Source organism: Klebsiella sp. D-Nf1 (assembly GCF_002810515.1).
Taxonomy (GTDB): Bacteria; Pseudomonadota; Gammaproteobacteria; order Enterobacterales; family Enterobacteriaceae; genus Klebsiella; species Klebsiella variicola.
The window spans coordinates 233,097-259,070 of the sequence record NZ_PIOK01000003.1; the positions used below are offsets into that span (position 1 = coordinate 233,097).

Consider the following 25,974-nt stretch of genomic DNA (forward strand, 5'->3'; position numbering starts at 1 on the left):
CCTGTTTAAGTTAAGACTTGGTTTGTTCTGATGGCGCGTTGCCTGCGGCTTGCTGTTTATCATCAGAAGCTACTTCCTGCGCTTTTACCTGTACGCCTGGTTTGATTTTTTGCAGGCCAGTGACGATAACGCGATCGCCCGTTTTCAGACCGTCAGTGACCAGCCATTTATCGCCAATCGCCTGAGAAGCAGTGACCTGGCGGACTTCGACTTTATCGCCTTCACCGACCACCATGACGCTGGCGTCGCCGCGCGGCGTACGGGTAACGCCTTGTTGCGGTACCAGCAGGGCGTCAGGGTTGACCCCTTCTTCCAGACGCGCACGGACGAACATCCCTGGTAACAGGCTGTGATCCGGGTTCGGGAAAATCGCGCGCAGCGTGATAGAGCCGGTGGTCTGATCGACTGTCACATCCGAGAATTCCAGCGTACCGGACTGCGGATACTTAAGACCGTCATTGGTGACCAGCTCTACTTTCGCTTTGCCATTTTCCTGTTTCAGGCGGCCATCGGCCAGCTCCTGTTTCAGGCGCAGGAAATCATTGCTCGACTGGGTGACGTCAACATAGATCGGATCCAGCTGCTGAACAGTTGCCAGCGCGGTCGTTTGACCATTCTGCACCAGCGCCCCTTCGGTCACGGCGGATTTGCCAATCCGGCCGCTGATCGGCGAGGTGACTTTGGTGTAGGCCAGATTGATGCGCGCGGTTTCAACGGCCGCTTTCGCTGCGACCACGGCCGCATTGCTCTGCTGTGCCGTCGCGACGGCGGTATCGTAGTCTTGTTGACTGATATATTTAGTGCCTAACAGTTTCTGATAACGCTTGACCGTCAGTTGATCCATGTTCGCCGCCGCCTGGGCTTTTGCCAGGTCGCCTTTGGCGCTGTCATAGCTGGCCTGATAGGTGGCGGGATCGATCTGATACAGGGAGACGCCGGCCTGGATGTCGCTACCTTCCACGAAGTTACGTTTTAAAATAATGCCACTGACCTGAGGACGGACTTCCGCAATGCGATAGGCGCTGGTGCGGCCTGGCAGTTCGGTGGTTATTTGTAGAGGTGCGGATTTGAGCGTCACAATACCGACTTCCGGCATGTGCTGGGCTCCTTGTTGAGCCGGTTTATCGTCACATCCTGTTAGCGCTAAGCTGCCTGAGAGCATCAGAACGACCGCCAGAGGCGTTAACCCTCTGTTTTTGTTCATATGTAAACCTCGAGTGTCCAATTTCAAAATGTTCAGTGGCTCAAACAACCACAAACCCACTACAGTCTTTCTATTATGGTCATGCTATGGTACATACATTCACAAATGTATGTAAACGTAACCTCTGTAAAGTCATTAACCTATGGCACGAAAAACCAAACAACAGGCACGTGAAACCCGGCAACTGATTCTGGATGTTGCTCTGCGTCTGTTTTCGCAGCAAGGCGTATCATCTACCTCGTTGGCAACAATTGCAAAAGCTGCGGGTGTAACGAGGGGGGCTATCTACTGGCATTTCAAGAATAAATCAGATTTATTCAACGAAATTTGGGAGCTGTCAGACGCCAGTATTAGCGATCTCGAAATTGAGTATCGGGCAAAATTCCCCAACGATCCACTCTCAGTTATCAGGGAGATATTAGTCTATGTTCTTGAAGCGACAGTGACAGAGGAACGTCGACGATTAATGATGGAGATTATCTACCACAAGTGTGAGTTTGTCGGTGAGATGACCGTGGTGCAGCAGGCTCAGCGTCAGCTCTCCCTGGCGAGCTACGAGCGTATCGAGCAGACCTTAAAAGAGTGCATCGCCGCGAAGCTATTGCCCGCCGATTTACTCACCCGGCGGGCGGCCGTGTTAATGCGCAGCTACCTTTCCGGACTGATGGAAAACTGGCTGTTTGCCCCTGATTCATTCGACCTGCATGCGGAAGCGCGAGACTACGTCGCCATCCTGCTGGAGATGTATCAGTTCTGTCCCACGCTACGCGGCCCGGAGAGCCTGACAGCTTAACGTAGCGCGCGGATGAACGTGAATTTTTAGCGCCGTCCGCCGCTATTCGCCAGCGAAGAGAAGTGCTATTCTGCGCGCTTGCGACGACCCCCGGTATTCTCCGGCATTTGCAATCATTCATATTACTATGCTGCACACGATCTCCAGGCAACGCGCCACGTTTATCTTTTTTATTACGCTGCTCTGCTTTATTGGCCTTTTCAGCCCAGTCCAGGGCCGCGCCGCGGATCTCCCTGACCGGGCAGAGGTGCAGAGCCAGCTCAACACGTTAAACAAGCAAAAAGAACTGACTCCGCAGGACAAACTGGTCCAGCAGGATTTGACCCAGACGCTGGAAACGCTGGATAAAATCGAGCGTATCAAAAGCGAGACGACGCAGCTCCGCCAGCAGGTCGAGCAAGCCCCGGCGAAGCTGCGCCAGGCGGTGGATAGTCTCAACAACCTGAGCGACGTCCCCGACGACGCCGCCACCCGCAAAACGCTCAGTACACTCTCTCTGCGTCAACTGGAGTCACGCGTCACCCAGACGCTGGACGACCTGCAGAATGCGCAAAACGATCTGGCAACTTACAACAGCCAGCTGGTTTCCCTGCAAACGCAGCCGGAACGTGTGCAGAACGCCATGTATAACGCCTCCCAGCAGCTGCAGCAGATCCGCAATCGGCTGAATGGCACTTCGGTGGGCGACGAGACCCTGCGACCGACCCAGCAGGTGCTGTTGCAAGCGCAACAGGCATTGCTCAACGCGCAGATCGAGCAGCAGCGCAAGAGCCTCGAAGGCAACACCGTCCTGCAGGATACCCTGCAGAAGCAGCGTGACTACGTCACCGCCTGGAGCAACCGCCTGGAGCATCAGCTGCAGCTGCTGCAGGAGGCGGTGAACAGCAAGCGGCTGACGCTGACGGAGAAAACCGCCCAGGAGGCGGTCACCCCGGATGAAACCACGCGAATTCAGGCCAATCCGCTGGTCAAACAAGAGCTGGATATCAACCACCAGCTGAGCGAGAAGCTGATCCAGGCGACGGAGAACGGCAACCAGCTGGTACAGCGCAATATCCAGGTGAAGAACTGGCTCGACCGCGCTCTGCAGTCTGAGCGGGATATAAAAGAGCAAATTTCCGTGCTCAGAGGCAGCCTGCTGCTGTCGCGCATTCTTTATCAGCAACAGCAGACGCTGCCGTCGGCGGACGAACTGCAGGATATGACCAACCGCATCGCCGACCTGCGGCTCGAACAGTTTGAGGTGAACCAGCAGCGCGACGCGCTGTTCCAGAGCGACGCTTTTGTCGCCAAACTGGAAGAGGGACACAGCAGCGAAGTGAACGATGAAGTGCACGCCGCGCTGCTGGAAGTGATCGACATGCGCCGCGAGCTGCTTGACCAGTTTAATAAACAGCTGGGGAACCAGCTGATGATGGCCATCAACCTGCAGATCAACCAGCAGCAGTTGATGAGCGTCTCGAGCAGTCTGAAGGAAATTCTGACCCAGCAAATTTTCTGGGTGAACAGCAATAAACCGATGGACTGGGAGTGGATTAAGGCCTTCCCGGAAGCGCTGAAAGGGCAGTTTAAGGCGATGAAAATCACCGTGAACTGGGAAAAAGCGTGGCCCGCGGTGTTTATCGCTTTCCTGGCCGGTTTACCATTGCTGCTGATTGCCGGCCTGATCCGCTGGCGTCTGCAGTGGCTGAAGGATTATCAGGCTAAGCTTGCTTCCCAGGTGGGGCAGCTGCGCAACGATACCCAGCTGCATACGCCAAAGGCGATCCTGATCGACCTGATTCGTGCCTTGCCGGTGGTGCTGGTAATTTTGGCGATTGGCCTGATCTTACTCACCATGCAGCTTAATATCAGCGGACTGCTGTGGGCGTACAGTAAAAAGCTGGCCATGTTCTGGCTGGTCTTTGGCCTGTGCTGGAAAGTGCTGGAAAAGAATGGCGTGGCGGTCAGCCACTTCAATATGCCCGCACAGTTGACCAGCCACTGGCGGCGACAAATTGTTCGCGTCAGCCTCGCGCTGCTGCCGCTGAATTTCTGGTCGGTGATTTCCGAGCTGTCGCCACTGAACCTGATGGACGACGTGCTGGGGCAGTTTGTGATTTTCTTCAATCTGCTGCTGATTGCCGTGCTGGTCTGGCCGATGTGCCGGGAAAGCTGGCGCGATAAAGAGTCGCACAGCCTGCGCCTGCTGACGATCACCGTGCTGTCTATTGTCCCGGTAGCCCTGATGGTGCTGACGGCGACCGGTTACTTCTACACCACGCTGCGCCTGGCGGGACGCTGGATCGAGACCGTGTATCTGGTGATGATCTGGAACCTGCTGTACCAGACCGTGCTGCGCGGTCTGAGTGTGGCGGCGCGGCGTATCGCCTGGCGTCGCGCACTGGCGCGCCGTCAGCATCTGGTGAAGGAGGGCGCGGAAGGCGCCGAGCCACAGGAAGAGCCGGCCATTGCTCTTGAGCAGGTCAACCAGCAGACGCTGCGTATCACCATGTTAGTGATGATCGCGCTTTTTGCCGTCATGTTCTGGGCGATTTGGTCTGATCTGATCACCGTTTTCGCCTATCTCGACAGCATTACCCTCTGGCACTACAACGGTACCGAAGCGGGGGCCAGCGTGGTGCGCAGCGTTACGATGGGCAGTCTGCTGTTTGCCATTGTGGCGTCGATGGTCGCCTGGGCGCTAATACGCAACCTGCCGGGTCTGCTGGAGGTGCTGGTTCTCTCGCGTCTCAATATGCGTCAGGGAACCTCCTACGCCATCACCACCATTCTTAACTATGCGATTATCGCCATCGGTGCGATGACGGTGTTCGGGTCGCTGGGCGTCTCATGGGATAAACTACAATGGCTGGCGGCCGCGCTGTCGGTTGGTTTAGGTTTTGGCCTGCAGGAGATCTTCGGTAACTTCGTCTCCGGCCTGATCATTCTGTTCGAGCGTCCGGTGCGCATTGGGGATACGGTAACCATCGGCACTTTCTCCGGTACGGTAAGCAAAATCCGTATCCGCGCCACCACCATCACCGACTTCGATCGCAAAGAGGTGATTATCCCGAACAAGGCGTTCGTTACCGAGCGCTTGATCAACTGGTCGCTCTCCGACACCGTGACTCGCGTGGTGATCCGCCTCGGCGTTGCCTATGGTTCAGACCTGGATAAAGTGAAAGAGGTGCTGCTGAAGGCCGCGCACGATCATCCGAAAGTAATGCAGGAGCCGGCGCCGTCGGTCTTCTTCACCACCTTCGGGGCCAGTACGCTGGATCATGAACTGCGTCTGTATGTTCGTGAACTGCGCGATCGCAGCTACACGGTGGATGAGCTCAACCGCGCCATCGACCGCCTGTGCCGGGAGAATGACATCAACATTGCCTTTAACCAGCTGGAAGTTCATCTGCGCAATGAAAAAGGCGATGAAGTCACCGAAGTGAAGCGGGACGGGAAGGGGGACGATCTGGCGCCCACCACCGCGTCCTGATCAAAGAGGGGCGGCGCAAAGCCGCCCCTGCTGCATCAAGGCACCAGCGCGGCGAGTTCTTCATCGCTGAGCCCGGTGAGTTCCTGCACGGTTTGACGTTCGAGGCCGCGCGCCAGCATTCTGGCGGCGATGCTGCGAGTGGCTTCCTGCTCACCCTCTTGCTGTCCCTGTTTACGGCCTTTTTCTTCCAGCCATTCGGCAATGGTCATCATCAGCTCCTTATGCCTGGGCGACTGCGCCGCCAGCGTGCGGATCAGCGCCCCCGGATGTTCCGTAGTTCCCGCCTGCAACATATAGCGCAGCAGCGTATTCAGCTGCGCTTCGGTCAGATAGCCTTGCGTCATCAGCGCAATCAGCGGCACCTGCAGCTCGGCCAGATCGCGATGGCGGATATGCTTTTGCAGCAGCTCCAGCATGGCCATCCGCCGATGACGGGCGATCTGATTATCTGGCATAACGGTGAGGTCCACCAGCGGAAAATCATTGCTATAGAGCGTCTTCGCCAGCGCCGGATCGGCGAATAGCTGTTGCCAGTTACGGGCCCAGGGCCAGGGGCTAACTTTGCCGTGATAAAAGAGAATGGGCACCACCAGCGGCAGCGTGTCGTGGCCGGCGTCCAGATGACGCTGCATGGCGGCCAGCGCATAGCGCAGCAGGCGAAACGCCATCAGCTTGTCCGGGGTACTCTGGTGCTCAATCAGCGCGTAAACATAGCCGGGTCCGTGACGCGTGCGCAGTGAGTAAAGGATATCGGAATAGCTGGCGCGCAGGTCCTCTTCAACAAAGCTACCGGAGACCAGCTGCAGCGAATCCAGTTCGCAGATCGCCAGAAACGGCGCGGGGAGGTACAACTGCAAAAAATCCTTCGCGACCGCCTGATGCATGAGCATCTGACGAAACACCGCGTCGTGTGGGGTTTGACTGACTTTCTCCATGAATATTGTCTCCAGTGGCATCATGCGCAGAGGACCAGACTGCCAGCATACTGCCGGAGACAACATCCTACTTCTCTGGGTTTTGCGACCCGCTTTCCGCGTTTTTTAACTTGTTTGCATAATCCCGCCGGACAATTTCCAGCGCGCCCAGCACGGTTTGCGCCGGGATCTGATGCGATTCCAGCAACATGATTAAATCGACGGCCAGTTTGACCTCATCGGATGCATTTTCCAGTGACAATGGGCTCTCCTGTTAGCGCGTCAGCCGCGCCAGTACGTTTTCAATTTTGTCCAGTGCCTGCCTGCAGCGGGCCAGCCGGCCGCTGTAGGCCTCAACTTCTCTGGCCAGTCGCTGCTGTTCGTCAAGGCTGGTCGCCTGCGTCAGCTGGCGCTGGCGTTGGTCGCGCATCGCCAGCAGGCGGCGCTCATACTCCTGATGCTGCAGGCGACGGCGCTGCCAGCGGCTCAGCGCCGGAGAGGCGTGGTCCCAACTGCGCAACGACCAGGTCGCGGTTTCACGACGTAGCGCGGCGATTTGCGCCGCCAGACGCTCGGCAATCCAGACCACCTGCGGCAGCTGCTGGCGCTCGACGGCCTGGCTCAGTTGGGTAAAATTTTGCTGGGCTTCCGCCAGATAGGCCTGCATCAGCGTGCTGCGGGTGTGAAAGAGCTGACGGTCAAAGCGCGGGCTCAGGGTCGCGTGTTCCGCCAGCGGCGCCACCAGCGCGGCCAGCTCGCTGAGCTGATCGTTCAGCGTTTGTAAAAGTTGAGCTGTTTTCACCAAACCCCTCCATTCCCTTTCAGCCAACTGTGCTACAGTAGCCTCATCTGTTTGATAACGATTCGCATTATGCCACCTGTTATTCTAACCATTATCGGCTGGCTGGCGGTAGCGCTGGGTACGCTGGGCATCTTCTTACCGTTGCTGCCGACGACGCCGTTTATTCTGCTCGCCGCCTGGTGCTTTGCTCGCTCATCGCCGCGCTTTCACCAATGGCTGCTGTATCGCTCCTGGTTTGGCGGCTATCTTCGCCACTGGCAGCAGTACCGTGCGATGCCTCGCGGCGCCAAACCGCGCGCCATTGCGATGATCGTGGTGACTTTTGCTATTTCGCTGTGGCTGGTTAAGCTTACGTGGGTGCGCATCATGCTGTTGGTCATTCTGGCCTGTCTGCTGATCTTTATGTGGCGCATTCCGGTGGTTGACGCAAAGCAACAAAAGCACTGATGCGCAATAATGCCTGTTGCAATTGTTGCTGACAGCCAGTAAATTCTGGCGTTTTCGAGCGCGGGTAAGCCTGGTCAAAGGTTAAACAAATGTTTCTTTGGCCCCTTTTGCACGCCCGTGGGTAACACCGTTTCAATCAGGCATACACTTATGACCGCAACTGCACAGCAGCTTGAATATCTGAAGAACAGCATCCAGAGTATCGAGGATTATCCAAAACCTGGCATTCTTTTCCGCGATGTCACCAGCTTACTGGAAGACCCGAAGGCCTACGCGCTTAGCATTGAACTGCTGACCGAGCGCTACAAAGACGCGGGTATTACCAAAGTGGTAGGGACCGAAGCGCGTGGCTTCCTGTTCGGCGCCCCGGTCGCGCTGGCGCTGGGCGTGGGCTTTGTTCCGGTTCGCAAGCCGCGTAAGTTGCCGCGTGAAACCATTGCCGAGAGCTATGAGCTGGAGTATGGCACCGATCAGCTGGAGATCCACGTTGACGCAATCAAACCGGGTGACAAAGTGCTGGTGGTTGACGATCTGCTGGCGACCGGCGGCACCATCGACGCGACGGTCAAACTGATCCGCCGTCTCGGTGGCGAAGTGCACGATGCCGCTTTCATTATCAACCTGTTCGATCTGGGCGGCGAACAGCGCCTGGAGAAGCTGGGGATCCACTGCTACAGCCTGGTGCCGTTCCCGGGCCACTAAGCAAATCCCGCCACATAGCCTCGCCGATCGGGCGGGGCTGTGATAGCATGACCCCTTCGTGATTTCACCTTCCAGCGTTTCAGAGCCAGCCCATGAGTTATCAGGTCTTAGCCCGTAAATGGCGCCCACAAACCTTTGCTGACGTCGTCGGCCAGGAACATGTGCTGACCGCACTGGCGAACGGCTTGTCGTTAGGGCGCATTCATCACGCTTATCTCTTTTCCGGTACCCGCGGGGTCGGTAAGACCTCTATCGCCCGCCTGCTGGCGAAAGGGTTAAACTGTGAAACCGGCATCACCGCCACCCCCTGCGGCGTGTGCGATAACTGCCGGGAAATTGAACAGGGGCGTTTTGTCGATCTGATTGAGATTGACGCCGCCTCGCGAACCAAAGTCGAAGATACCCGCGACCTGCTGGATAACGTCCAGTATGCGCCGGCCCGCGGCCGCTTTAAGGTCTATCTCATCGACGAAGTCCATATGTTGTCGCGCCACAGCTTCAACGCGTTATTAAAAACGCTGGAGGAGCCGCCGGCGCACGTCAAATTCCTGCTGGCGACGACGGATCCGCAGAAGCTGCCGGTGACGATCTTATCCCGCTGCCTGCAGTTCCATCTCAAAGCCCTGGATGTTGAACAGATCCGCCATCAGCTGGAGCATATTCTTGGCGAAGAGCAGATTGCCTTTGAGCCCCGCGCGCTGCAGCTGCTGTCGCGGGCAGCCGACGGCAGCCTGCGCGATGCTTTAAGCCTGACCGATCAGGCGATTGCCAGTGGAGAAGGGCAACTGACGGCCGCATCGGTGAGCACTATGCTCGGCACCCTTGATGACGATCAGGCGCTGTCGCTGATTGAAGCGCTGGTCGCTGCCGACGGCGAGCGGGTCATGGAGGGTGTCAATGATGCCGCCGCACGCGGTGTCGAGTGGGAGGCACTGCTGGTCGAGATGCAGAGCCTGCTGCACCGCATCGCCATGGTTCAGTTGTCGCCTTCGGCGCTGGGCGCCGATATGGCCACGGTCGAAGTGCGGATGCGCGAACTGGCGCGAACCGTACCGCCGGGCGACGTTCAGCTTTACTACCAAACGTTGCTGATGGGCCGCAAAGAGCTGCCTTATGCGCCGGACCGGCGGATGGGCGTCGAAATGACGCTGCTGCGCGCGCTGGCGTTTCATCCGCGTAAGCCGCTGCCAGAGCCGGAAGTGCAGCCGGCACAGACCGCCGCACCCGCGCCGCGTCAGCCCGTTGCTCCCGCTGCGCCACCGCAACAGCCGCCGCAGAGTTTGCCGCCGACCACCAGCCAGGTGCTGGCGGCCCGCAGCCATCTGCAGCGCAGCCAGGGAGCAACTACCCCAAAAAAGAGTGAACCGGCAGCCGCTTCCCGCGCGCGGCCGGTGAATAACGCTGCGCTGGAACGACTGAGTTCAATTAGCGAGCGTGTACAGGCTCGTCCGGCGGCGGCTGTGCTTGAGCAGGCCCCGGCGAAGAAAGAGGCCTATCGCTGGAAGGCGACGACAGTGGTTGAAGAGACCAAAGTCGAAGTCGCCACGCCAAAAGCGCTGAAAAAGGCACTGGAGCATGAGAAGACGCCGGAGCTGGCGGCCAAGCTCGCCGAAGAAGCGGTCGAGCGCGACAGCTGGGCGGCGGAAGTGAGCCAGCTGGCGGTGCCTAAGCTGGTTGAGCAGGTGGCGCTCAACGCGTGGAAAGAGCAGGAGGGCAGTCGCATCTGTCTGCATCTGCGCCCCAGCCAGCGTCACCTCAATTCCGCCGGCGCGCAGCAAAAGCTGGCTGAAGCGCTGGGGGTGTTGTACGGTACGCCGGTTGAATTGACCATCGTGGAAGACGATAATCCCGCGATGCGTACGCCGCTGGAGTGGCGGCAGGCAATTTATGAAGAGAAGCTCGCGCAGGCGCGCGAAGCTATTATTGCGGATAATAACATTCAGACCCTGCGTCGTTTCTTCGACGCCGATCTGGATGAAGAGAGTATCCGCCCCATTTGAACGCCAGTCTGACTGGCATTCAGTACCTTTAACGATGACTGACTGAGAGAGAAGCCTATGTTTGGTGGAAAAGGCGGCCTGGGTAACCTGATGAAACAGGCCCAGCAGATGCAAGACAAAATGCAGAAGATGCAGGAAGAGATCGCTCAGCTGGAAGTGACCGGCGAATCCGGCGCGGGTCTGGTGAAAGTGACCATTAACGGCGCGCACAACTGCCGCCGTGTGGAAATCGACCCAAGCCTGCTGGAAGACGACAAAGACATGCTGGAAGATCTGGTGGCTGCCGCGTTTAACGACGCCGCGCGCCGCATTGAAGAGACCCAGAAAGAGAAGATGGCTTCCGTTTCTGCCGGTATGCAGCTGCCGCCAGGCTTCAAGATGCCGTTCTGATGCAAACCAGCCCGCTGTTAACTCAGCTTATGGAAGCGCTGCGCTGTCTGCCGGGCGTTGGCCCGAAGTCGGCGCAGCGCATGGCGTTTACCCTGCTGCAGCGCGATCGCAGCGGTGGTATGCGCCTGGCGCAGGCGCTGACGCGCGCGATGTCGGAAATCGGCCACTGCGCCGATTGCCGCACCTTCACCGAGCAGGAGGTGTGCAATATCTGCAGCAACCCGCGTCGCCAGGAAAACGGCCAGATCTGCGTGGTGGAGAGTCCGGCGGACATCCATGCCATTGAGCAGACCGGGCAGTATTCCGGCCGCTACTTCGTGCTGATGGGGCACCTGTCGCCGCTCGACGGCATCGGGCCAGATGACATCGGGCTCGATCGCCTTGAACAACGGCTGGAAGCGGAGTCGATCACCGAGGTGATCCTTGCCACCAACCCGACCGTTGAGGGCGAGGCGACGGCCAACTACATCGCGGAGCTGTGCGCGCAGTATGGCGTTGATGCCAGCCGAATCGCCCACGGCGTGCCGGTGGGTGGTGAGCTGGAGATGGTTGACGGCACCACGCTGTCCCACTCGCTGGCCGGTCGTCACAAGATTACTTTCTGAACAAATGGAGGCGGCCAGCGCCGTCTCCGCTTGAAAAATTTCCCCACAGTCCCCATCTCCCACTCAACGGTTTTTTACCCCATTTAAAATGGCATTGTTGAGGTTGAATCAGATGAAAGGACAAGAAACTCGTGGTTTTCAGTCAGAGGTAAAGCAACTTCTGCACCTGATGATCCATTCCCTCTATTCCAACAAAGAAATCTTTCTGCGTGAGCTGATTTCCAACGCCTCTGATGCGGCCGATAAGCTGCGTTTCCGCGCGCTGTCGCAGCCGGATTTGTATGAGGGCGATGGCGAGCTGCGTGTACGGGTTTCGTTTGATAAAGACAACCGCACCCTGACCATTGCCGATAACGGTATCGGCATGAACCGGGAAGAGGTTATCGACCATCTCGGCACCATCGCTAAATCCGGTACCAAAGCGTTTCTGGAATCGATGGGTTCCGACCAGGCGAAAGACAGCCAGCTGATCGGCCAGTTCGGCGTCGGCTTCTACTCTGCTTTCATCGTGGCGGATAAAGTGACCGTGCGTACCCGTGCGGCGGGCGATAAACCTGAGAACGGCGTGTTCTGGGAATCCGCCGGCGAAGGGGAATATACCGTTGCTGATATCACCAAAGCCGATCGCGGCACCGAAATCACCCTGCATCTGCGTGAAGGCGAAGACGATTTCCTCAACGACTGGCGCGTGCGCTCCATCATCAGCAAGTATTCCGACCATATCGCGCTGCCGGTTGAGATTGAAAAGCAGGAAGAAAAAGACGGCGAAACCGTGATTTCGTGGGAAAAAATCAACAAGGCGCAGGCCCTGTGGACCCGCAGCAAGTCCGAAGTTAACGACGACGAATACAAAGAGTTTTACAAGCATATCGCTCACGACTACAGCGACCCGCTGACCTGGAGCCACAACCGCGTGGAAGGTAAGCAGGAGTACACCAGCCTGCTGTATATCCCGTCGCAGGCGCCGTGGGATATGTGGAACCGCGATCATAAACACGGCCTGAAGCTGTACGTGCAGCGTGTGTTCATTATGGACGACGCCGAGCAGTTTATGCCGAACTACCTGCGCTTCGTGCGCGGCCTGATAGATTCCAACGATCTGCCGCTGAACGTCTCACGTGAAATCTTGCAGGACAGCAGCGTGACCCGCAACCTGCGCACCGCGCTGACCAAACGCGCGCTGCAGATGCTGGATAAGCTGGCGAAAGATGACGCTGAAAAATATCAAACCTTCTGGAAACAGTTCGGCCTGGTGCTGAAAGAGGGCCCGGCGGAAGATCCGAGCAACCAGGAAGCGATCGCCAAACTGCTGCGCTTCGCGACGACGCATACCGACTCCTCCGCACAGACCGTGTCGCTGGAAGAGTATGTCTCGCGCATGAAAGAAGGCCAGGAGAAGATCTACTATATCACTGCCGACAGCTATGCGGCGGCGAAGAGCAGTCCGCACCTCGAACTGCTGCGTAAGAAAGGGATTGAAGTTCTGCTGCTCTCCGATCGCATCGACGAGTGGATGATGAGCTACCTGACCGAGTTTGACGGCAAAGCGTTCCAGTCGGTGGCGAAAGCCGACGAGTCGCTGGATAAGCTGGCGGATGAAGTGGACGAGTCCACCAAAGAAGCTGAAAAAGCGCTGGAGCCGTTCGTTGAGCGTGTGAAAAACCTGCTTGGCGACCGGGTGAAAGAGGTGCGTCTGACCCATCGTCTGACCGACACCCCGGCGATTGTCACTACCGATGCCGACGAGATGAGCACGCAGATGGCGAAGCTGTTCGCGGCAGCGGGCCAGGCGGCACCGGAAGTGAAATACATCTTCGAACTGAACCCGGCGCATCAGCTGGTGAAACGTGCCGCCGATACCCAGGATGACGCGCAGTTCGGTGAATGGGTGGAGCTGCTGCTGGATCAGGCGCTGCTGGCCGAGCGTGGCACGCTGGAAGATCCGAACCAGTTTATCCGCCGTATGAACCAGCTGCTGGCTTCCTGACGCGAACCTGAACGAGTAGCCCGGCCGAGCGACGCGACGCCGGGAACGGGATAAATGCCCCGCCTGAGCAATTTGCTCCGGCGGGGCATTTCACATTGGATTGCATAAAATATCTCACCATTAACCGTTTCAGCCGCACCGCCTTCCTTGAGCCATCGCCGTTCTGGTGGTATGGTTTAGCGTTTTTGAAAAATTGAATCGACTTTTGAGGGGATTTTCGTAATGCGTATTATTCTGCTTGGCGCTCCGGGCGCGGGTAAAGGAACTCAGGCTCAGTTCATCATGGAGAAATACGGTATTCCGCAAATCTCCACCGGCGATATGCTGCGCGCGGCGGTAAAATCCGGCTCTGAGCTCGGTAAGCAAGCGAAAGACATTATGGACGCCGGCAAGCTGGTGACCGATGAGCTGGTCATCGCGCTGGTGAAAGAGCGTATCGCCCAGGAAGATTGCCGTAACGGCTTCCTGCTGGACGGCTTCCCGCGCACCATTCCGCAGGCTGACGCCATGAAAGAAGCGGGTATTACCGTTGATTACGTGCTGGAATTCGACGTGCCGGACGAACTGATCGTCGACCGCATCGTTGGCCGTCGCGTTCATGCGGCATCCGGTCGCGTATACCACATCAAATTCAATCCGCCGAAGGTGGAAGGCAAAGACGACGTGACCGGCGAAGAGCTGAGCACCCGTAAAGACGACCAGGAAGAGACCGTGCGTAAGCGCCTGGTGGAATACCATCAGATGACAGCGCCGCTGATCGGCTACTACACCAAAGAAGCGCAGGCGGGCAACACCAAATACGCCAAAGTCGACGGCACCAAAGCGGTGGCTGACGTGCGCGCCGAACTGGAAAAAATCCTCGGCTGATAAAGCCTTTTCTCATCCTGCTGAGGCAGGATGAGAACTCCTCTCATTTCTACCTTTTGCTATGATTGGTTCCGTTTAGCGCCATTTCAGCTACAATTGGCTGCGATTCAAATGGTTAAGAGGCGGTAATGCATCAGACGAAAACAGGTATCTTGCTGGCCAATTTAGGCACTCCCGATGCGCCCACCCCCGGTGCGGTGAAGCGCTATCTGCGACAATTCCTCAGCGACAAACGGGTGGTGGATACGTCTCGTCTGCTATGGTGGCCGCTGCTGCGTGGCGTCATACTGCCGATTCGCTCCCCGCGCGTGGCGAAGCTCTATCAGTCCGTATGGATGGATGAGGGATCGCCGCTGATGGTATATAGCCGTCGCCAGCAGCAGGCGCTGGCCGCCAGGCTGCCGGATACGCCGGTGGCGCTGGGTATGAGCTATGGTTCGCCGTCGCTGGCCAGCGCGGTGGATGATTTACTGGCGCAGGGGGTGGGGCACATTGTAGTGCTGCCGCTGTACCCACAGTATTCCTGCTCGACGGTGGCTGCCGTCTGGGATGAGCTGGCGCGGATCCTTGCGAAAAAGCGCGCCATTCCCGGTATCTCGTTTATTCGCGACTATGCCGAACATCCGGACTATATCCATGCGCTGGCGGCCAGCGTGCGCGCCTCCTTCGCCGTGCACGGTGAACCCGATCTGCTGCTGCTCTCCTATCATGGGATCCCGCAGCGCTATGCCAATCAGGGGGACGATTATCCCCAGCGCTGTCGCGATACCACGCGGGAACTGGTCTCCGCGCTGGGGTTGCCGCCGGAGCAGGTGATGATGACCTTCCAGTCGCGCTTTGGCCGCGAGCCCTGGCTGACGCCCTACACCGATGAAACGCTGAAAATGCTTGGCGAGAAGGGGACGAAGCATATTCAGGTACTGTGCCCGGGTTTTTCCGCCGACTGTCTCGAGACGCTGGAAGAGATTGCCGTTCAGAACCGGGAAGTTTTCCTCGAAGCGGGTGGCGAGCAGTATGAATATATTCCGGCGCTAAACGCGGATGTGGCGCATATTGAGATGATGGTCAACCTGACGGCACCTTATCGCTGATCGCGCGCAGGGCGGGGAATATGCTACTATTTCCCGCTTGTTCCCTGTTATTTAAGCGCCACTATGAAATTTCCCGGTAAACGCAAATCCAAACACTATTTTCCCGTTAACGCCCGCGACCCGCTGCTCCAGCAAATACAGCCGGAGAATGAATCCAGCGTCTCCTGGGTGGTGGGTATCGACCAGACGCTGGTGGATATCGAAGCGAAAGTGGATGAAGCGTTTATCGTGCGCTATGGCCTGAGTGCAGGCCACTCTCTGGTGATTGAAGATGATGTCGCCGAGGCGCTGTACCAGGAGCTGGTACGCAACAATCTCATTACCCATCAGTTTGCCGGCGGCACCATCGGCAATACCATGCACAACTACTCGGTGCTGGCGGACGATCGCTCGGTGCTGCTTGGCGTGATGTGCAGCAATATCGAAATCGGCGGCTATGCCTATCGCTACCTGTGCAATACCTCCAGCCGCACCGATCTGAACTATCTGCAGGGCGTCGACGGTGCCATTGGCCGCTGTTTTACCCTGATCAGCGACAGCGGCGAGCGCACCTTCGCCATCAGCCCGGGCCATATGAACAAGCTGCGCCCGGAAAGCATTCCGGAAGCGGTGATCGCCGGCTCCTCGGCGCTGGTGCTGACCTCTTACCTGGTACGCTGCAAGCCGGGCGAGCCAATGCCGGACGCCACGATGAAAGCCATCGAGTACGCCAAAAAGCACGATGTGCCGGTGGTGTTAACTCTCGGGACCAAATACGTGATTGCCGATAACCCGGCGTGGTGGCAGCAGTTCCTGCAGGAGCATGTATCGATTCTGGCGATGAATGAAGAGGAAGGGGAAGCGCTGACCGGCTTTGCCGATCCACTGTCGGCGGCGGATAAAGCGCTGGACTGGGTCGACCTGGTGCTGTGCACCGCCGGGCCGGCGGGCCTGTATATGGCGGGCTTTACCGAAGAAGAAGCAAAGCGTAAAACCCAGCATCCGCTGCTGCCGGGGGCGATCCCGGAGTTTAACCAGTTTGAATTCAGCCGCGCGATGCGCCACCAGGATTGCGTTAATCCGCTGCGTATCTATTCCCATATCGCCCCGTATATGGGCGGACCTGAAAAAATCATGAATACCAACGGCGCAGGCGACGGCGCGCTGGCGGCGCTGCTACATGACATCACCGCCAATAACTACCATCGTAATAATGTGCCCAACTCCAGCAAGCACAAATGCAAATGGCTGACCTACTCGTCGCTGGCGCAGGTGTGTAAATATGCCAACCGCGTGAGCTATCAGGTGCTGAACCAGCACTCGCCGCGTTTAACCCGCGGCCTGCCGGAACGTGAGGACAGCCTGGAAGAGGCATACTGGGAGCGTTAAGCGAGCCCCTCTCCCGATGGGAGAGGGGAGTATATCAGCCGGTGACCACTTCACCGGCCGGTGGCGTTTCCAGAAGCTGTAGCATGGCGCGGGCAATTTCCCGCTCGCCCATCACCACCTGATTGGCCCCGCGATCGATAATGTAGTCCACTTCATCATCGTAATGGGCGCGGGCGATGATCTCGATATTCGGGCATTTTTCCCGTGCGGAAGCGACAATCTCTCCGGCCTCGTAGCCGTTGGGGATAGTCAGCAGCAGCCAGCGGGCGCAGTCGAGATGCGCCAGTTCCATGATCTCTTCATTGGCGGCATTACCCAGCACCGCGCTGATCCCGCGCTCGCGTAACTCATCCACGCGGGTACGCGAGGTTTCAACCACCACCAGCGGGATCCCCTGGGCCATCAGCTTCTCGCCCAGCAGACTGCCGACGCGGCCGAAGCCAACCAGCAACGCGTGGTTACAGATATCGACTGGCACCTGTTTCTCATCTTCCAGCACCTCTTCCAGCGTCTGCTCGTCGAGGGTTTCGGTTTTATCGAGATATTTTTCCAGCAGGGTAAACAGCACCGGGTTGAGCATAATCGAGATGATCGCCCCGGCCAGCACCAGGTTTTGCCCAGCCTGCGGCAGCAGGTTAAGCGCCATCCCCAGGCCGGCGAGAATAAAGGCAAACTCACCAATCTGCGCCAGGCTGGCGGCAATGGTCAATGCGGTACGCGGCGAATGACCAAACATACGCACGAGGAAAAAGGCGGCGGCGGATTTACCAAAGATAATAATCGCCAGTGTCGCCAGCACCGCCAGCGGCTGCTGCACCAGCACCATCGGGTCAAACAGCATGCCGACGGAGACAAAGAACAGCACCGCGAAGGCGTCGCGCAGCGGCAGGGTGTCATGGGCGGCGCGGTGGCTCAGCTCAGATTCGTTAAGCACCATGCCGGCGAAGAAGGCGCCAAGGGCGAAGGAAACATCAAACAGCTCCACGGCGCCGAAGGCGATGCCCAGCGCCAGAGCCAGAACTGACAGGGTGAACAGCTCGCGTGAGCCGGTGGCGGCGCTGCGCGACATGATCCACGGTACCAGCCGGCGACCGACCAGCATCATGATGGCGATAAAGGCCACCACTTTACCAATGGTGATCCCGAGGTCGAGGGCCAGAGAGGCGAAGCCGACGTCACCTTTCTCCGTCATCCCGGCAATCGCTGGCAGCAGGACCAGCGTCAGGACCATCACCAGGTCTTCCACAATCAGCCAGCCGATGGCAATCTGCCCGCGCTGACTGTCAATCAGCTGTCGCTCCTCCAGCGCGCGCAGTAGCACCACGGTACTGGCGGTGGAGAGACACAGGCCAAAGACGATGCCGGTCATCAGCGACCAGCCAAGGGCGGCGGAGAGTGCCATACCCAACAGCGTCGCCACGGCTATCTGGGCGATAGCCCCGGGAATGGCGATCGACTTTACCGCCATCAGGTCTTTAAGCGAAAAATGCAGCCCGACGCCGAACATCAGCAGGATCACGCCGAGTTCTGCCAGTTCAGGAGCCAGTTTGGTGTCAGCAACAAAGCCAGGGGTGAAAGGTCCGGCCAGCACGCCCGCTAAGAGATATCCCACCAGAGGAGAAATACGTAGCTTGTTGGCAATCATGCCGAGAATAAAGGCGAGCACGAGGCCGCCGACAATGGTGGTGATAAGCGGTGTTGCGTGGTGCATTCCGTCTCCTTTCCAGTGGTGTATCGGTCCATTTTGCTACCCTATCCGGGTAATAGTTTATGACAAAAACGTTCACTTTGTTTATGAATAATTCTTGAATTGTGCAAAAAAATGGAATTAGCCAACTAAAAGGCACAGAAGGGAAAATCGCGGGGGCTATGTGCGCACCAGGCTGATGGCGCAAGGGATAACGGCGGCCAGCGTTGCACTTTGGCCGCCGGATAATCAAACTTTTTGCCGGTTATCAGGAAGAAATATCGTCAGGAAACCCAGCAGCGGCAGGAAGGCGCAGATTTTATACACCAGATCGATGCTGGTATGGTCCGCCAACAGGCCCAGCACCGCGGCGCCAAGGCCCCCCATGCCAAAGGCGAAGCCGAAGAACAGGCCAGAAACCATGCCGATTCGGCCCGGCAGCAGCTCCTGCGCATAGACCAGGATAGCGGAAAAGGCCGAGGCGAGGATAAAACCAATAATCACCGTCAAAATCCCCGTCCATTCAAGGCTGGCGTAGGGTAAAACGAGGGTAAACGGTGCTACGCCGAGGATAGAGCCCCAAATCACATATTTACGTCCAATTTTATCGCCAACCGGCCCGCCGATCACCGTCCCGGCGGCAACCGCGAACAGGAAGGCAAACAGATGAAGCTGGGCATTTTGCACCGATAATCCGAACTTATGCATCAGATAAAAGGTGTAATAGCTACTGATGCTCGCCATATAGAAATATTTCGAGAAAATCAGCATCAGCAGAATGCTTACCGCCAGAATGACCTTATTGCGCGGCAGCGGATTGACGATGACCGGCTTCGGTTTGCCCTTATTCATCCGGTGCTGCGCGGCATACCAGCGGCTGATTTGCGATAGCACCACAATAGCCAGCAGGGCGGCCAGCACGAACCAGGCGACATTGCCTTTGCCATAGGGGGCGATAATCACCGCCGCCAGCAATGGGCCAAGCGAGCTGCCGAAGTTACCGCCGACCTGGAACAGCGACTGGGCCAGGCCGTGACGGCCGCCGGAGGCCATCCGCGCCACGCGGGACGATTCCGGATGGAAAACCGAGGAGCCGGTACCCACCAGCGCGGCAGCCAGCAGCACCATGCCGAAACTCCCGGCCAGCGCCAGCAGAATCAAACCGCAGAGGGTGAAGCACATGCCCACCGGCAGGGACCACGGCATCGAGCGCTTATCGGTGATGTAGCCGATCACCGGCTGGAATAGCGATGAGGTCAGCTGGAAGGTGAGAGTGATCATCCCGATCTGCACGAAGGAGAGGGAGAATTCAGCCTGCAGCAGCGGATAGATAGCCAGAATGAGCGACTGGATCATATCGTTAAGCAAATGGGACAGGCTGATCGCGCCTAAGATGCCAAACGAGGTGCGTGCTTTTTGCGGCGGCGCGTCGGTACTGGGTAAGGTCTGAGCGGATTGGTTGGTTGTCATAGGTTCACTTCAGCGAGTTCTATTTGTTGTAGAGAATGCAGGTTGATACCCTAAATAATTCGAGTTGCAGGAAGGCGGCGACGCAGCGAATCCCCAGGAGCTTACTCAAGTAAGTGACTGGGGTGAGCGAGGAAAGCCAACGCACATGCAACTTGAAGTATGACGGGTAGAATTATTATCCAACTAACATACCTGTTGATAAGGTTTGAAGGAAGTCGCAATTCTGAAAACATATTTGTCAACGCGGCTAACTCGCTATACTTTCGGCACTTGGGATTAAGTCAGGGAGTGAAGCATGCATTATTTCAAACACAGCGTGGCGCTGGCGTTATTTGCCGCCTTATCGCTGGGCAGCCTGTCCGCGCAGGCCTATGAACAGGATAAAACCTATAAAATTACCATCCTGCACACCAACGATCACCACGGCCATTTCTGGCGCAATGACTATGGCGAATATGGTCTGGCGGCGCAGAAAACGCTGGTCGATGGCATCCGCAAAGAGGTGGCGGCGGAAGGGGGGAGCGTCCTGCTGTTATCCGGCGGCGATATTAATACCGGCGTGCCAGAATCTGATTTACAGGATGCAGAGCCCGATTTTCGCGGCATGAACCTGATCGGCTACGACGCGATGGCGGTGGGTAACCATGAATTTGATAATCCGCTGAGCGTGCTGCGCCAGCAGGAAAAGTGGGCGAAGTTCCCGTTCCTGTCGGCCAATATTTATCAGAAAAGCACCGGCGAACGGCTGTTCAAACCCTGGGCGCTGTTTAAGCGCGGCGGGCTGAAAATCGCGGTGATTGGCTTAACCACCGACGATACGGCCAAGATCGGCAATCCGGAATATTTCACCGATATCGAATTCCGCAAACCGGCGGAAGAGGCGAAGCTGGTGATCCAGGAGCTGCAGCAGAATGAAAAGCCGGACGTGATCCTGGCCACCACCCATATGGGCCATTACGACAATGGCAACCACGGCTCTAACGCGCCGGGCGACGTTGAAATGGCGCGGAGTTTACCTGCGGGATCGCTGGCGATGATCGTCGGCGGTCACTCGCAGGATCCGGTATGCATGGCGTCGGAAAATAAAAAGCAGGTCGATTATGTGCCAGGCACCCCGTGCGCGCCGGATCGTCAGAATGGCATCTGGATCGTCCAGGCGCATGAGTGGGGCAAATACGTCGGCCGCGCCGATTTTGAGTTCCGCAACGGCGAGATGAAGCTGGTGCACTACCAGCTGATCCCGGTGAACCTGAAGAAAAAAGTGACTTACGATAACGGCCAAAGCGAGCGGGTGCTGTATACGCCGCAGATCGCAGAGAACCCGCAGATGATGTCGCTGCTGACGCCGTTCCAGAACAAAGGCAAAGCGCAACTGCAGGTCAAAATCGGCAGTGTGAATGGTCATCTGGAGGGCGACCGCAGTAAAGTGCGCTTCGTGCAGACCAATATGGGTCACCTGCTGCTGGCGGCGCAAATGGCGCGCAGCAACGCGGATTTCGCGGTGATGAGCGGCGGTGGGATCCGCGACTCCATCGAGGCGGGCGATATCACCTACAAGGATGTGATGAAGGTCCAGCCGTTCGGCAATGTGCTGACCTATGTCGATATGAGCGGCAAGGAGATGGTGGATTATCTGACCGCCGTCGCGCAGATGAAGCCGGATTCCGGCGCCTATCCGCAGTTTGCCAACGTCAGCTTCGTGGCCAAAGATGGCAAGCTGAACGATCTGAAAATCAAAGGCGAACCGGTGGATCCGGCGAAGACCTACCGGATGGCGACGCTGAGCTTTAACGCCACCGGCGGCGATGGTTATCCGAACATCGCCGATAAACTCGGGTATGTGAATACCGGCTTTATCGATGCCGAAGTGCTGAAAGAGTATATCGAGAAGAACTCGCCGCTGGATGCCGCCGCCTATGAGCCGAAAGGCGAGGTGAGCTGGCAGTAAGCCTGGGCTTCAGGTTGGCGATTTCCCCGGTGGCGCTGCGCTTACCGGGGCTACGAGTTGGGTATCCCGGATAAGGCGCGTGCGCCGCTATCCGGGATAGTGCCATCAATCGCGGCGGGCGATATCGGCGAACTTCGCGTCCAGAAGCTGCGCCAGATCGCTGGCCGCCAGCTCAATATCCAGACCGCGTTTGCCGCCGGAAATATAGATGGTGGCAAATTCCTGCGCCGGGGCGTCAATCACTGTCGGCAGGCGCTTCTTCTGCCCCAGCGGGCTGATGCCGCCCACCAGATAGCCGGTGATACGCTGCGCCACCATCGGGTCGGCCATGTCGACTTTCTTAGCGCCCAGCGCTTTAGCCACTTTCTTCAAATCCAGCTGCCCGGCGACCGGGGTGACGGCGACCGCCAGATGCTTCATATCGCCGTTAACGGCGACCAGCAAAGTCTTGTAAACCTGGTCGGCATTGAGGCCGAGCTTGCGCACCACTTCATCACCGAAGTTGGTCTCATTGGGATCGTGATCGTAACTGTGGATGTGAAAGGGGATTTTGTTTTTTTCGAGTAATTTAACGGCGGGAGTCATAGCTATCCTTCTTACCAACCGGTTTTGCGTGACGTCAGAATACGCCCGCAGGTTGTATAAAAAATAGTACCATCTTGCGCAATAGTATTGGCAGTGATGGTCACTTTGAGCGACAATCAGACGATCCGGGATGTATATCCCGGGATAATAATAATGATGAAATTCCTCTTTGACGGGCCAATAGCAATATTGGCCATTTTTTTATGTCAGCATGTCCGGCAGATTCCCTTCGCCATACAGATGCAGCGCGCCGACGGCAACCACGTAGCGCCCCGGCGGCAAGGCCAGCAGCGTCTCGCGCCAGGCGAGATTGCGCTGGTGCATCAGCACATCATATAAAGACTGGCTGAAAGTCGTCGGCAGAGATACCGCACCGCGCGATGGCGGTTGTTCCAGCCACCAGCCGATCATCACCTGTAGCAGGCGGGCATTGGTCCGCCAGTGGCTCAGTGTGTCTTCCAGCAGGGCCATCCCCCCGTCGGGCAGATCGCGCAGCAGCGCGATTTGTCTGTCGGCGCCTTCCAGTTCCATCACCGTTATGTTGCTCTCGCGGGCGGCCATCAGCAACTGATAATCGATGCCGTAATCCGGTCGCAGTCCCAGCTTTTGCGCCTGGGTGGCCTGCAGGACCATCGCCACCTGCCACAGCGGCTGGTTATCGAACAGCCCGACCGACAGGCCCAGCTCGCCGGCTCGTGCCTCTAGCTCGCTCAACTGCGCATCGCTCAGGCGTTCTGCCAGCGGCGGGTAAGAGGGAAGGTTGCTAAACGGGGTTTCATTGCCGCTGATATCGGCCTCGACGATTAACGCATCGGCCTGGCGTATTTTTTTCAGAAGCTTCGCTGGCGGCGGCGCCATGTCGCGGGTACCCATATGGATGCTGCCGACGAGGTGCAAATAACGTTCGCCGGGCAGGACGATATCCATTGCAGGCCAGGAATAAGACGAGCCGACGGCGGCTCGCCACAGCATTTTTATCCGGTTTAACAGGCCCATACGCGCTCCGAAGTGTGAGGACTTCATGCTAGCGCATATGGTGATACACGTCACCCTTCCGGCGGGCTTTTCTTGTCTCAGCAAAAAAACGGGCGCCAAACAACGTCGGCGCCCGTTTCGTTTACTCTTTCGGTTTAAAGCGCAGCAGGCGGTTGGCGTTACTCACCACGGTGATCGACGACAGCGCCATCGCCGCGCCGGCGACCACCGGATTGAGCAGGGTGCCGGTCAGCGGCCAGAGGATCCCGGCGGCAATCGGGATACCCAGCGAGTTGTAGACAAACGCGCCCAGCAGGTTCTGCTTCATATTGCGTAACGTTGCTTTCGAAATTGCCAGCGCATCGGCCACGCCGTTGAGGCTATGGCGCATCAGGGTGATCGCCGCGGTTTCAATGGCGACATCGCTGCCGCCGCCCATGGCGATCCCGACATCGGCCTGGGCCAGCGCCGGAGCGTCGTTAATGCCGTCGCCGACCATCGCGACTTTGTGTCCCTGGCTCTGCAGACGTTTAATGGCATCGGCTTTACCGTCCGGCAGTACGCCAGCGATCACTTCATCAATGCCCGCTTCTTTGGCGATGGCATTCGCTGTAGTGGGGTTATCCCCGGTCAGCATCACCAGACGGTAACCCTGACGATGCAGGCGCGCCAGCGCGTCGACGCTATCCTCACGTAACGGGTCGCGGATGGCGAACAGCGCGGCGGCCTGGCCATCCACCGCCAGCAGCACCGGCGTGGCGCCGCGCGAGGCCTGGGCCGTCATCTCGATTTCTATGTCGGCGGTATTGATATGCTGCTCGTTGAGCAGCGCCTGGTTGCCGAGCAGCAGGCGATGGCCTTCCGCCTCGCCGCTGACGCCGAGACCGCGCAGGGTGCGGAAGCCACTGACTTCCGGCAACGAACTGTCGGCGGCTTTATCAAGGATCGCTCGCGCCAGCGGATGGCTTGAGCCCTGTTCCAGCGCGGCGGCAAGACGCACGACGGTGGATTCATCAAAGGTTGAGAAAGTTTTCACCGCCACCACCTGCGGCTTGCCTTCGGTCAGGGTGCCGGTTTTATCGAACACCAGGGTGTCGAGCTCGCTGGCGCGCTGCAGGGCATCGGCATCGCGCACCAGCACGCCGTATTCCGCCGCCCGGCCAACACCGGAAATAATCGACATCGGCGTCGCCAGGCCTAAGGCACATGGACAGGCGATAATCAGTACCGTGGTGGCAATGACCAGGGTATAGACGATCTGCGGCGCCGGGCCGAAGAAGTACCAGATCGCGGCGCTGATCAGCGCAATGGCGACTACCGCCGGAACAAATACTGCAGAGATTTTATCCGCCAGCTGGCCGATCTCCGGCTTGCTGCTCTGCGCCTGGCGCACCATACGGATAATTCTTGCCAGAGTGGTCTGACTGCCGACGGCGCTGGCGGTGAACAGCACGCTGCCGTCCTGCACCACGGTGCCGGCGTGAATGGCATCGCCATCGCCTTTTTGCTGCGGCACCGGTTCGCCGGTGAGCATCGCTTCATCAAACCAGGCTTCGCCCTGGCTTATCACGCCGTCGACCGGGACGCGGTCGCCGGTGGTCAGGCGCAGGGTCATGCCGGCCTGAACTTCCGCGAGCGGCAGATCCTTTTCCCCCTCAGGGGTCACCACGCGGGCTGAAGGCGGCGTCAGATCGAGCAGTTTCTCCAGCGCTTTCGAGGAGCGCTGGCGAGCGCGGGCCTCCAGCATATGGCCGAGGTTAATCAGGCCGATAATCATCGCGCTGGCTTCGTAATACAGATGCCGGGATTCCATCGGGAACCACTGTGGCCACAGGTTGACGCTCATGGAGTACAGCCAGGCGACGCCGGTGCCGAGCGCCACCAGCGTATCCATGGTGGCGGTGCCGTTTTTCAGGCTTTTCCACGCGCTGCGGTAGAAGTGGCCGCCGGCGAAGACCATGACGGCGAGGGTGACAAGACCGATGGCCAGCCACAGCGAACGGTTGTCGTCGCTGACCATCATGTTATCGCCGATCATCCCCCAGACCATCACCGGCACGCCGACCAGCAGGGCGACAATCGCCTGCCAGCGAAAACGCTTCATCGTAGCGATAGCGGTTTCCTGCTGACGTTCGCGGCGTTCCAGATCGTCTTCGATCGCCTCCGCGCCATAGCCGGCTTTTTCCACCGCCTGCACTAATTCTGCGGCGGACGCACTGCCCATCACCAGCGCCGTGCGTTCCGCCAGGTTAACCCGCGCCTGTGAGACGCCCGGCACCGCGGCAAGCGCGTTTTGTACCCGGGAGACGCAGCTGGCGCAGCTCATGCCGTTGATCAGCAGCTGTTGACTGTCATCTTCGTCATGGGCTGCCGGAAGCTCGGGAGTGGCCGCTGTCAGTGCTTCCGACGGGATTGATGATTCTGCCAGCGGTTTAGCCTTTGGGTGGCTGAGCTCCGCGCCGTATCCGGCTTGTTTCACGGTATCAATCAGCGCTTGCGCGCTGGCGCTACCCGTGACATGGGCTTCAGTGAGGGTCACCTCCGCTTGCTCAACGTCAGGGCGCTGTTCCAGACTCTCTTTCACGCGTTTGACGCAATGCCCACAGGAGAGGCCATCCAGCGTCAGGTCGATAGTGTTAGACATACAAAAACTCCTGAATAATT

21 protein-coding genes and 1 other annotated feature are annotated in these 25,974 nt (G+C 58.1%); of the genes, 12 read left to right on the top strand and 9 right to left on the bottom strand.

Features of this window, described 5'->3' with window-relative positions; genetic code table 11:
- Window positions 1–10: 10 nt before the first annotated feature.
- The gene (acrA, locus tag CWM54_RS14840; RefSeq protein ID WP_100697594.1) at window positions 11–1,204 is read right to left on the bottom strand and encodes a multidrug efflux RND transporter periplasmic adaptor subunit AcrA; all 1,194 of its coding nucleotides are present in this window, start codon (window positions 1,202–1,204) and stop codon (window positions 11–13) included.
- A gap of 142 nt (window positions 1,205–1,346) precedes the next feature.
- Here acrA and acrR point away from each other — a divergent pair, with 142 nt between their 5' ends.
- A complete protein-coding gene (gene acrR / locus CWM54_RS14845; RefSeq protein ID WP_100697596.1) occupies window positions 1,347–1,997 on the top strand; it encodes a multidrug efflux transporter transcriptional repressor AcrR in 651 nt (216 codons plus the stop codon).
- Between the two features lie 127 nt (window positions 1,998–2,124).
- On the top strand, window positions 2,125–5,472 hold the full coding sequence (gene mscK / locus CWM54_RS14850) for a mechanosensitive channel MscK (protein ID WP_100697598.1): 3,348 nt from the start codon (window positions 2,125–2,127) through the stop codon (window positions 5,470–5,472).
- Window positions 5,473–5,507: 35 nt separating this feature from the next.
- On the opposite strand, the gene CWM54_RS14855 is transcribed toward mscK, so the two are convergent.
- The 3 genes from CWM54_RS14855 to priC all read right to left on the bottom strand — a co-directional run bounded on the left by CWM54_RS14855 (window position 5,508) and on the right by priC (window position 7,188).
- Window positions 5,508–6,407, bottom strand: coding sequence for an Rpn family recombination-promoting nuclease/putative transposase (locus tag CWM54_RS14855; RefSeq protein WP_061155519.1), 900 nt, complete (start codon window positions 6,405–6,407; stop codon window positions 5,508–5,510).
- 67 nt (window positions 6,408–6,474) lie between these two features.
- Complete coding sequence (rsmS, locus tag CWM54_RS14860; protein ID WP_008805442.1) at window positions 6,475–6,648, bottom strand: pleiotropic regulatory protein RsmS; 174 nt, start codon at window positions 6,646–6,648, stop codon at window positions 6,475–6,477.
- A gap of 12 nt (window positions 6,649–6,660) precedes the next feature.
- On the bottom strand, window positions 6,661–7,188 hold the full coding sequence (gene priC, locus CWM54_RS14865) for a primosomal replication protein N'' (protein WP_061155518.1): 528 nt from the start codon (window positions 7,186–7,188) through the stop codon (window positions 6,661–6,663).
- A 69-nt stretch (window positions 7,189–7,257) separates the two neighbouring features.
- Between priC and CWM54_RS14870 the strand changes: the two genes are divergently transcribed.
- The 9 genes from CWM54_RS14870 to CWM54_RS14910 all read left to right on the top strand — a co-directional run bounded on the left by CWM54_RS14870 (window position 7,258) and on the right by CWM54_RS14910 (window position 16,645).
- On the top strand, window positions 7,258–7,635 hold the full coding sequence (locus CWM54_RS14870; RefSeq protein ID WP_008805444.1) for a DUF454 family protein: 378 nt from the start codon (window positions 7,258–7,260) through the stop codon (window positions 7,633–7,635).
- Window positions 7,636–7,785: 150 nt separating this feature from the next.
- Window positions 7,786–8,337, top strand: a complete 552-nt coding sequence (apt, locus tag CWM54_RS14875; protein ID WP_012542663.1) for an adenine phosphoribosyltransferase — start codon at window positions 7,786–7,788, stop codon at window positions 8,335–8,337.
- A gap of 92 nt (window positions 8,338–8,429) precedes the next feature.
- Window positions 8,430–10,337: a DNA polymerase III subunit gamma/tau gene (gene dnaX, locus CWM54_RS14880; protein ID WP_100697600.1), complete on the top strand. Its 1,908-nt coding sequence runs from the start codon at window positions 8,430–8,432 to the stop codon at window positions 10,335–10,337.
- Window positions 9,670–9,734 (top strand) — a sequence feature (DnaX frameshifting element). Its footprint overlaps the gene before it by 65 nt.
- Before the next feature lie 57 nt (window positions 10,338–10,394).
- Window positions 10,395–10,727 carry a YbaB/EbfC family nucleoid-associated protein gene (locus CWM54_RS14885; protein WP_061155516.1) on the top strand — a complete coding sequence of 111 codons (333 nt, stop codon included), beginning with the start codon at window positions 10,395–10,397 and terminating at the stop codon, window positions 10,725–10,727.
- A complete protein-coding gene (gene recR / locus CWM54_RS14890; RefSeq protein WP_008805449.1) occupies window positions 10,727–11,332 on the top strand; it encodes a recombination mediator RecR in 606 nt (201 codons plus the stop codon). The genes CWM54_RS14885 and recR overlap by 1 nt, the downstream gene beginning before the upstream one ends.
- Window positions 11,333–11,444: 112 nt before the next feature.
- Window positions 11,445–13,319 carry a molecular chaperone HtpG gene (htpG, locus tag CWM54_RS14895; RefSeq protein WP_012542661.1) on the top strand — a complete coding sequence of 625 codons (1,875 nt, stop codon included), beginning with the start codon at window positions 11,445–11,447 and terminating at the stop codon, window positions 13,317–13,319.
- A 222-nt stretch (window positions 13,320–13,541) separates the two neighbouring features.
- Window positions 13,542–14,186 carry an adenylate kinase gene (gene adk, locus CWM54_RS14900; protein ID WP_100697602.1) on the top strand — a complete coding sequence of 215 codons (645 nt, stop codon included), beginning with the start codon at window positions 13,542–13,544 and terminating at the stop codon, window positions 14,184–14,186.
- Window positions 14,187–14,314: 128 nt separating this feature from the next.
- Window positions 14,315–15,277 (top strand): ferrochelatase, encoded by a 963-nt coding sequence (gene hemH, locus CWM54_RS14905; RefSeq protein WP_100631440.1) that lies wholly within the window; start codon window positions 14,315–14,317, stop codon window positions 15,275–15,277.
- 63 nt (window positions 15,278–15,340) lie between these two features.
- Window positions 15,341–16,645, top strand: a complete 1,305-nt coding sequence (locus tag CWM54_RS14910) for an inosine/guanosine kinase (protein ID WP_100697604.1) — start codon at window positions 15,341–15,343, stop codon at window positions 16,643–16,645.
- 34 nt (window positions 16,646–16,679) lie between these two features.
- Here CWM54_RS14910 and ybaL read toward each other — a convergent pair whose 3' ends face one another.
- Together ybaL and CWM54_RS14920 are read right to left on the bottom strand one after the other, a co-directional pair.
- Window positions 16,680–18,356: a YbaL family putative K(+) efflux transporter gene (gene ybaL, locus CWM54_RS14915; RefSeq protein ID WP_008805453.1), complete on the bottom strand. Its 1,677-nt coding sequence runs from the start codon at window positions 18,354–18,356 to the stop codon at window positions 16,680–16,682.
- Between the two features lie 225 nt (window positions 18,357–18,581).
- The gene (locus CWM54_RS14920; RefSeq protein ID WP_061155512.1) at window positions 18,582–19,802 is read right to left on the bottom strand and encodes an MFS transporter; all 1,221 of its coding nucleotides are present in this window, start codon (window positions 19,800–19,802) and stop codon (window positions 18,582–18,584) included.
- 295 nt (window positions 19,803–20,097) lie between these two features.
- Here CWM54_RS14920 and ushA point away from each other — a divergent pair, with 295 nt between their 5' ends.
- Window positions 20,098–21,750: a bifunctional UDP-sugar hydrolase/5'-nucleotidase UshA gene (gene ushA, locus CWM54_RS14925; RefSeq protein ID WP_100697606.1), complete on the top strand. Its 1,653-nt coding sequence runs from the start codon at window positions 20,098–20,100 to the stop codon at window positions 21,748–21,750.
- A 105-nt stretch (window positions 21,751–21,855) separates the two neighbouring features.
- Here the strand turns inward: ushA and ybaK are convergent, their stop codons facing one another.
- The 3 genes from ybaK to copA form a co-directional block, all read right to left on the bottom strand.
- The gene (gene ybaK / locus CWM54_RS14930; protein WP_061155510.1) at window positions 21,856–22,335 is read right to left on the bottom strand and encodes a Cys-tRNA(Pro)/Cys-tRNA(Cys) deacylase YbaK; all 480 of its coding nucleotides are present in this window, start codon (window positions 22,333–22,335) and stop codon (window positions 21,856–21,858) included.
- A gap of 201 nt (window positions 22,336–22,536) precedes the next feature.
- Window positions 22,537–23,331 carry a TraB/GumN family protein gene (locus tag CWM54_RS14935; protein ID WP_100697608.1) on the bottom strand — a complete coding sequence of 265 codons (795 nt, stop codon included), beginning with the start codon at window positions 23,329–23,331 and terminating at the stop codon, window positions 22,537–22,539.
- A 121-nt stretch (window positions 23,332–23,452) separates the two neighbouring features.
- Window positions 23,453–25,954: a copper-exporting P-type ATPase CopA gene (gene copA / locus CWM54_RS14940; RefSeq protein ID WP_100697610.1), complete on the bottom strand. Its 2,502-nt coding sequence runs from the start codon at window positions 25,952–25,954 to the stop codon at window positions 23,453–23,455.
- Between the last annotated feature and the right edge of the window lie 20 nt (window positions 25,955–25,974).

What these genes read in the sequence shown, in the direction of transcription:
- CWM54_RS14885 (WP_061155516.1), top strand. Translation starts at nt 10,395, where the DNA reads ATGTTTGGTGGAAAAGGCGGCCTGGGTAACCTGATGAAACAGGCCCAG.
- ybaL (WP_008805453.1), bottom strand. Translation starts at nt 18,356, where the DNA reads ATGCACCACGCAACACCGCTTATCACCACCATTGTCGGCGGCCTCGTG.
- copA (WP_100697610.1), bottom strand. Translation starts at nt 25,954, where the DNA reads ATGTCTAACACTATCGACCTGACGCTGGATGGCCTCTCCTGTGGGCAT.
- htpG (WP_012542661.1), top strand. Translation starts at nt 11,445, where the DNA reads ATGAAAGGACAAGAAACTCGTGGTTTTCAGTCAGAGGTAAAGCAACTT.
- CWM54_RS14935 (WP_100697608.1), bottom strand. Translation starts at nt 23,331, where the DNA reads ATGGGCCTGTTAAACCGGATAAAAATGCTGTGGCGAGCCGCCGTCGGC.
- recR (WP_008805449.1), top strand. Translation starts at nt 10,727, where the DNA reads ATGCAAACCAGCCCGCTGTTAACTCAGCTTATGGAAGCGCTGCGCTGT.
- dnaX (WP_100697600.1), top strand. Translation starts at nt 8,430, where the DNA reads ATGAGTTATCAGGTCTTAGCCCGTAAATGGCGCCCACAAACCTTTGCT.
- CWM54_RS14920 (WP_061155512.1), bottom strand. Translation starts at nt 19,802, where the DNA reads ATGACAACCAACCAATCCGCTCAGACCTTACCCAGTACCGACGCGCCG.
- ybaK (WP_061155510.1), bottom strand. Translation starts at nt 22,335, where the DNA reads ATGACTCCCGCCGTTAAATTACTCGAAAAAAACAAAATCCCCTTTCAC.
- mscK (WP_100697598.1), top strand. Translation starts at nt 2,125, where the DNA reads ATGCTGCACACGATCTCCAGGCAACGCGCCACGTTTATCTTTTTTATT.
- CWM54_RS14910 (WP_100697604.1), top strand. Translation starts at nt 15,341, where the DNA reads ATGAAATTTCCCGGTAAACGCAAATCCAAACACTATTTTCCCGTTAAC.
- ushA (WP_100697606.1), top strand. Translation starts at nt 20,098, where the DNA reads ATGCATTATTTCAAACACAGCGTGGCGCTGGCGTTATTTGCCGCCTTA.
- CWM54_RS14855 (WP_061155519.1), bottom strand. Translation starts at nt 6,407, where the DNA reads ATGGAGAAAGTCAGTCAAACCCCACACGACGCGGTGTTTCGTCAGATG.
- CWM54_RS14870 (WP_008805444.1), top strand. Translation starts at nt 7,258, where the DNA reads ATGCCACCTGTTATTCTAACCATTATCGGCTGGCTGGCGGTAGCGCTG.
- acrR (WP_100697596.1), top strand. Translation starts at nt 1,347, where the DNA reads ATGGCACGAAAAACCAAACAACAGGCACGTGAAACCCGGCAACTGATT.
- apt (WP_012542663.1), top strand. Translation starts at nt 7,786, where the DNA reads ATGACCGCAACTGCACAGCAGCTTGAATATCTGAAGAACAGCATCCAG.
- acrA (WP_100697594.1), bottom strand. Translation starts at nt 1,204, where the DNA reads ATGAACAAAAACAGAGGGTTAACGCCTCTGGCGGTCGTTCTGATGCTC.
- hemH (WP_100631440.1), top strand. Translation starts at nt 14,315, where the DNA reads ATGCATCAGACGAAAACAGGTATCTTGCTGGCCAATTTAGGCACTCCC.
- adk (WP_100697602.1), top strand. Translation starts at nt 13,542, where the DNA reads ATGCGTATTATTCTGCTTGGCGCTCCGGGCGCGGGTAAAGGAACTCAG.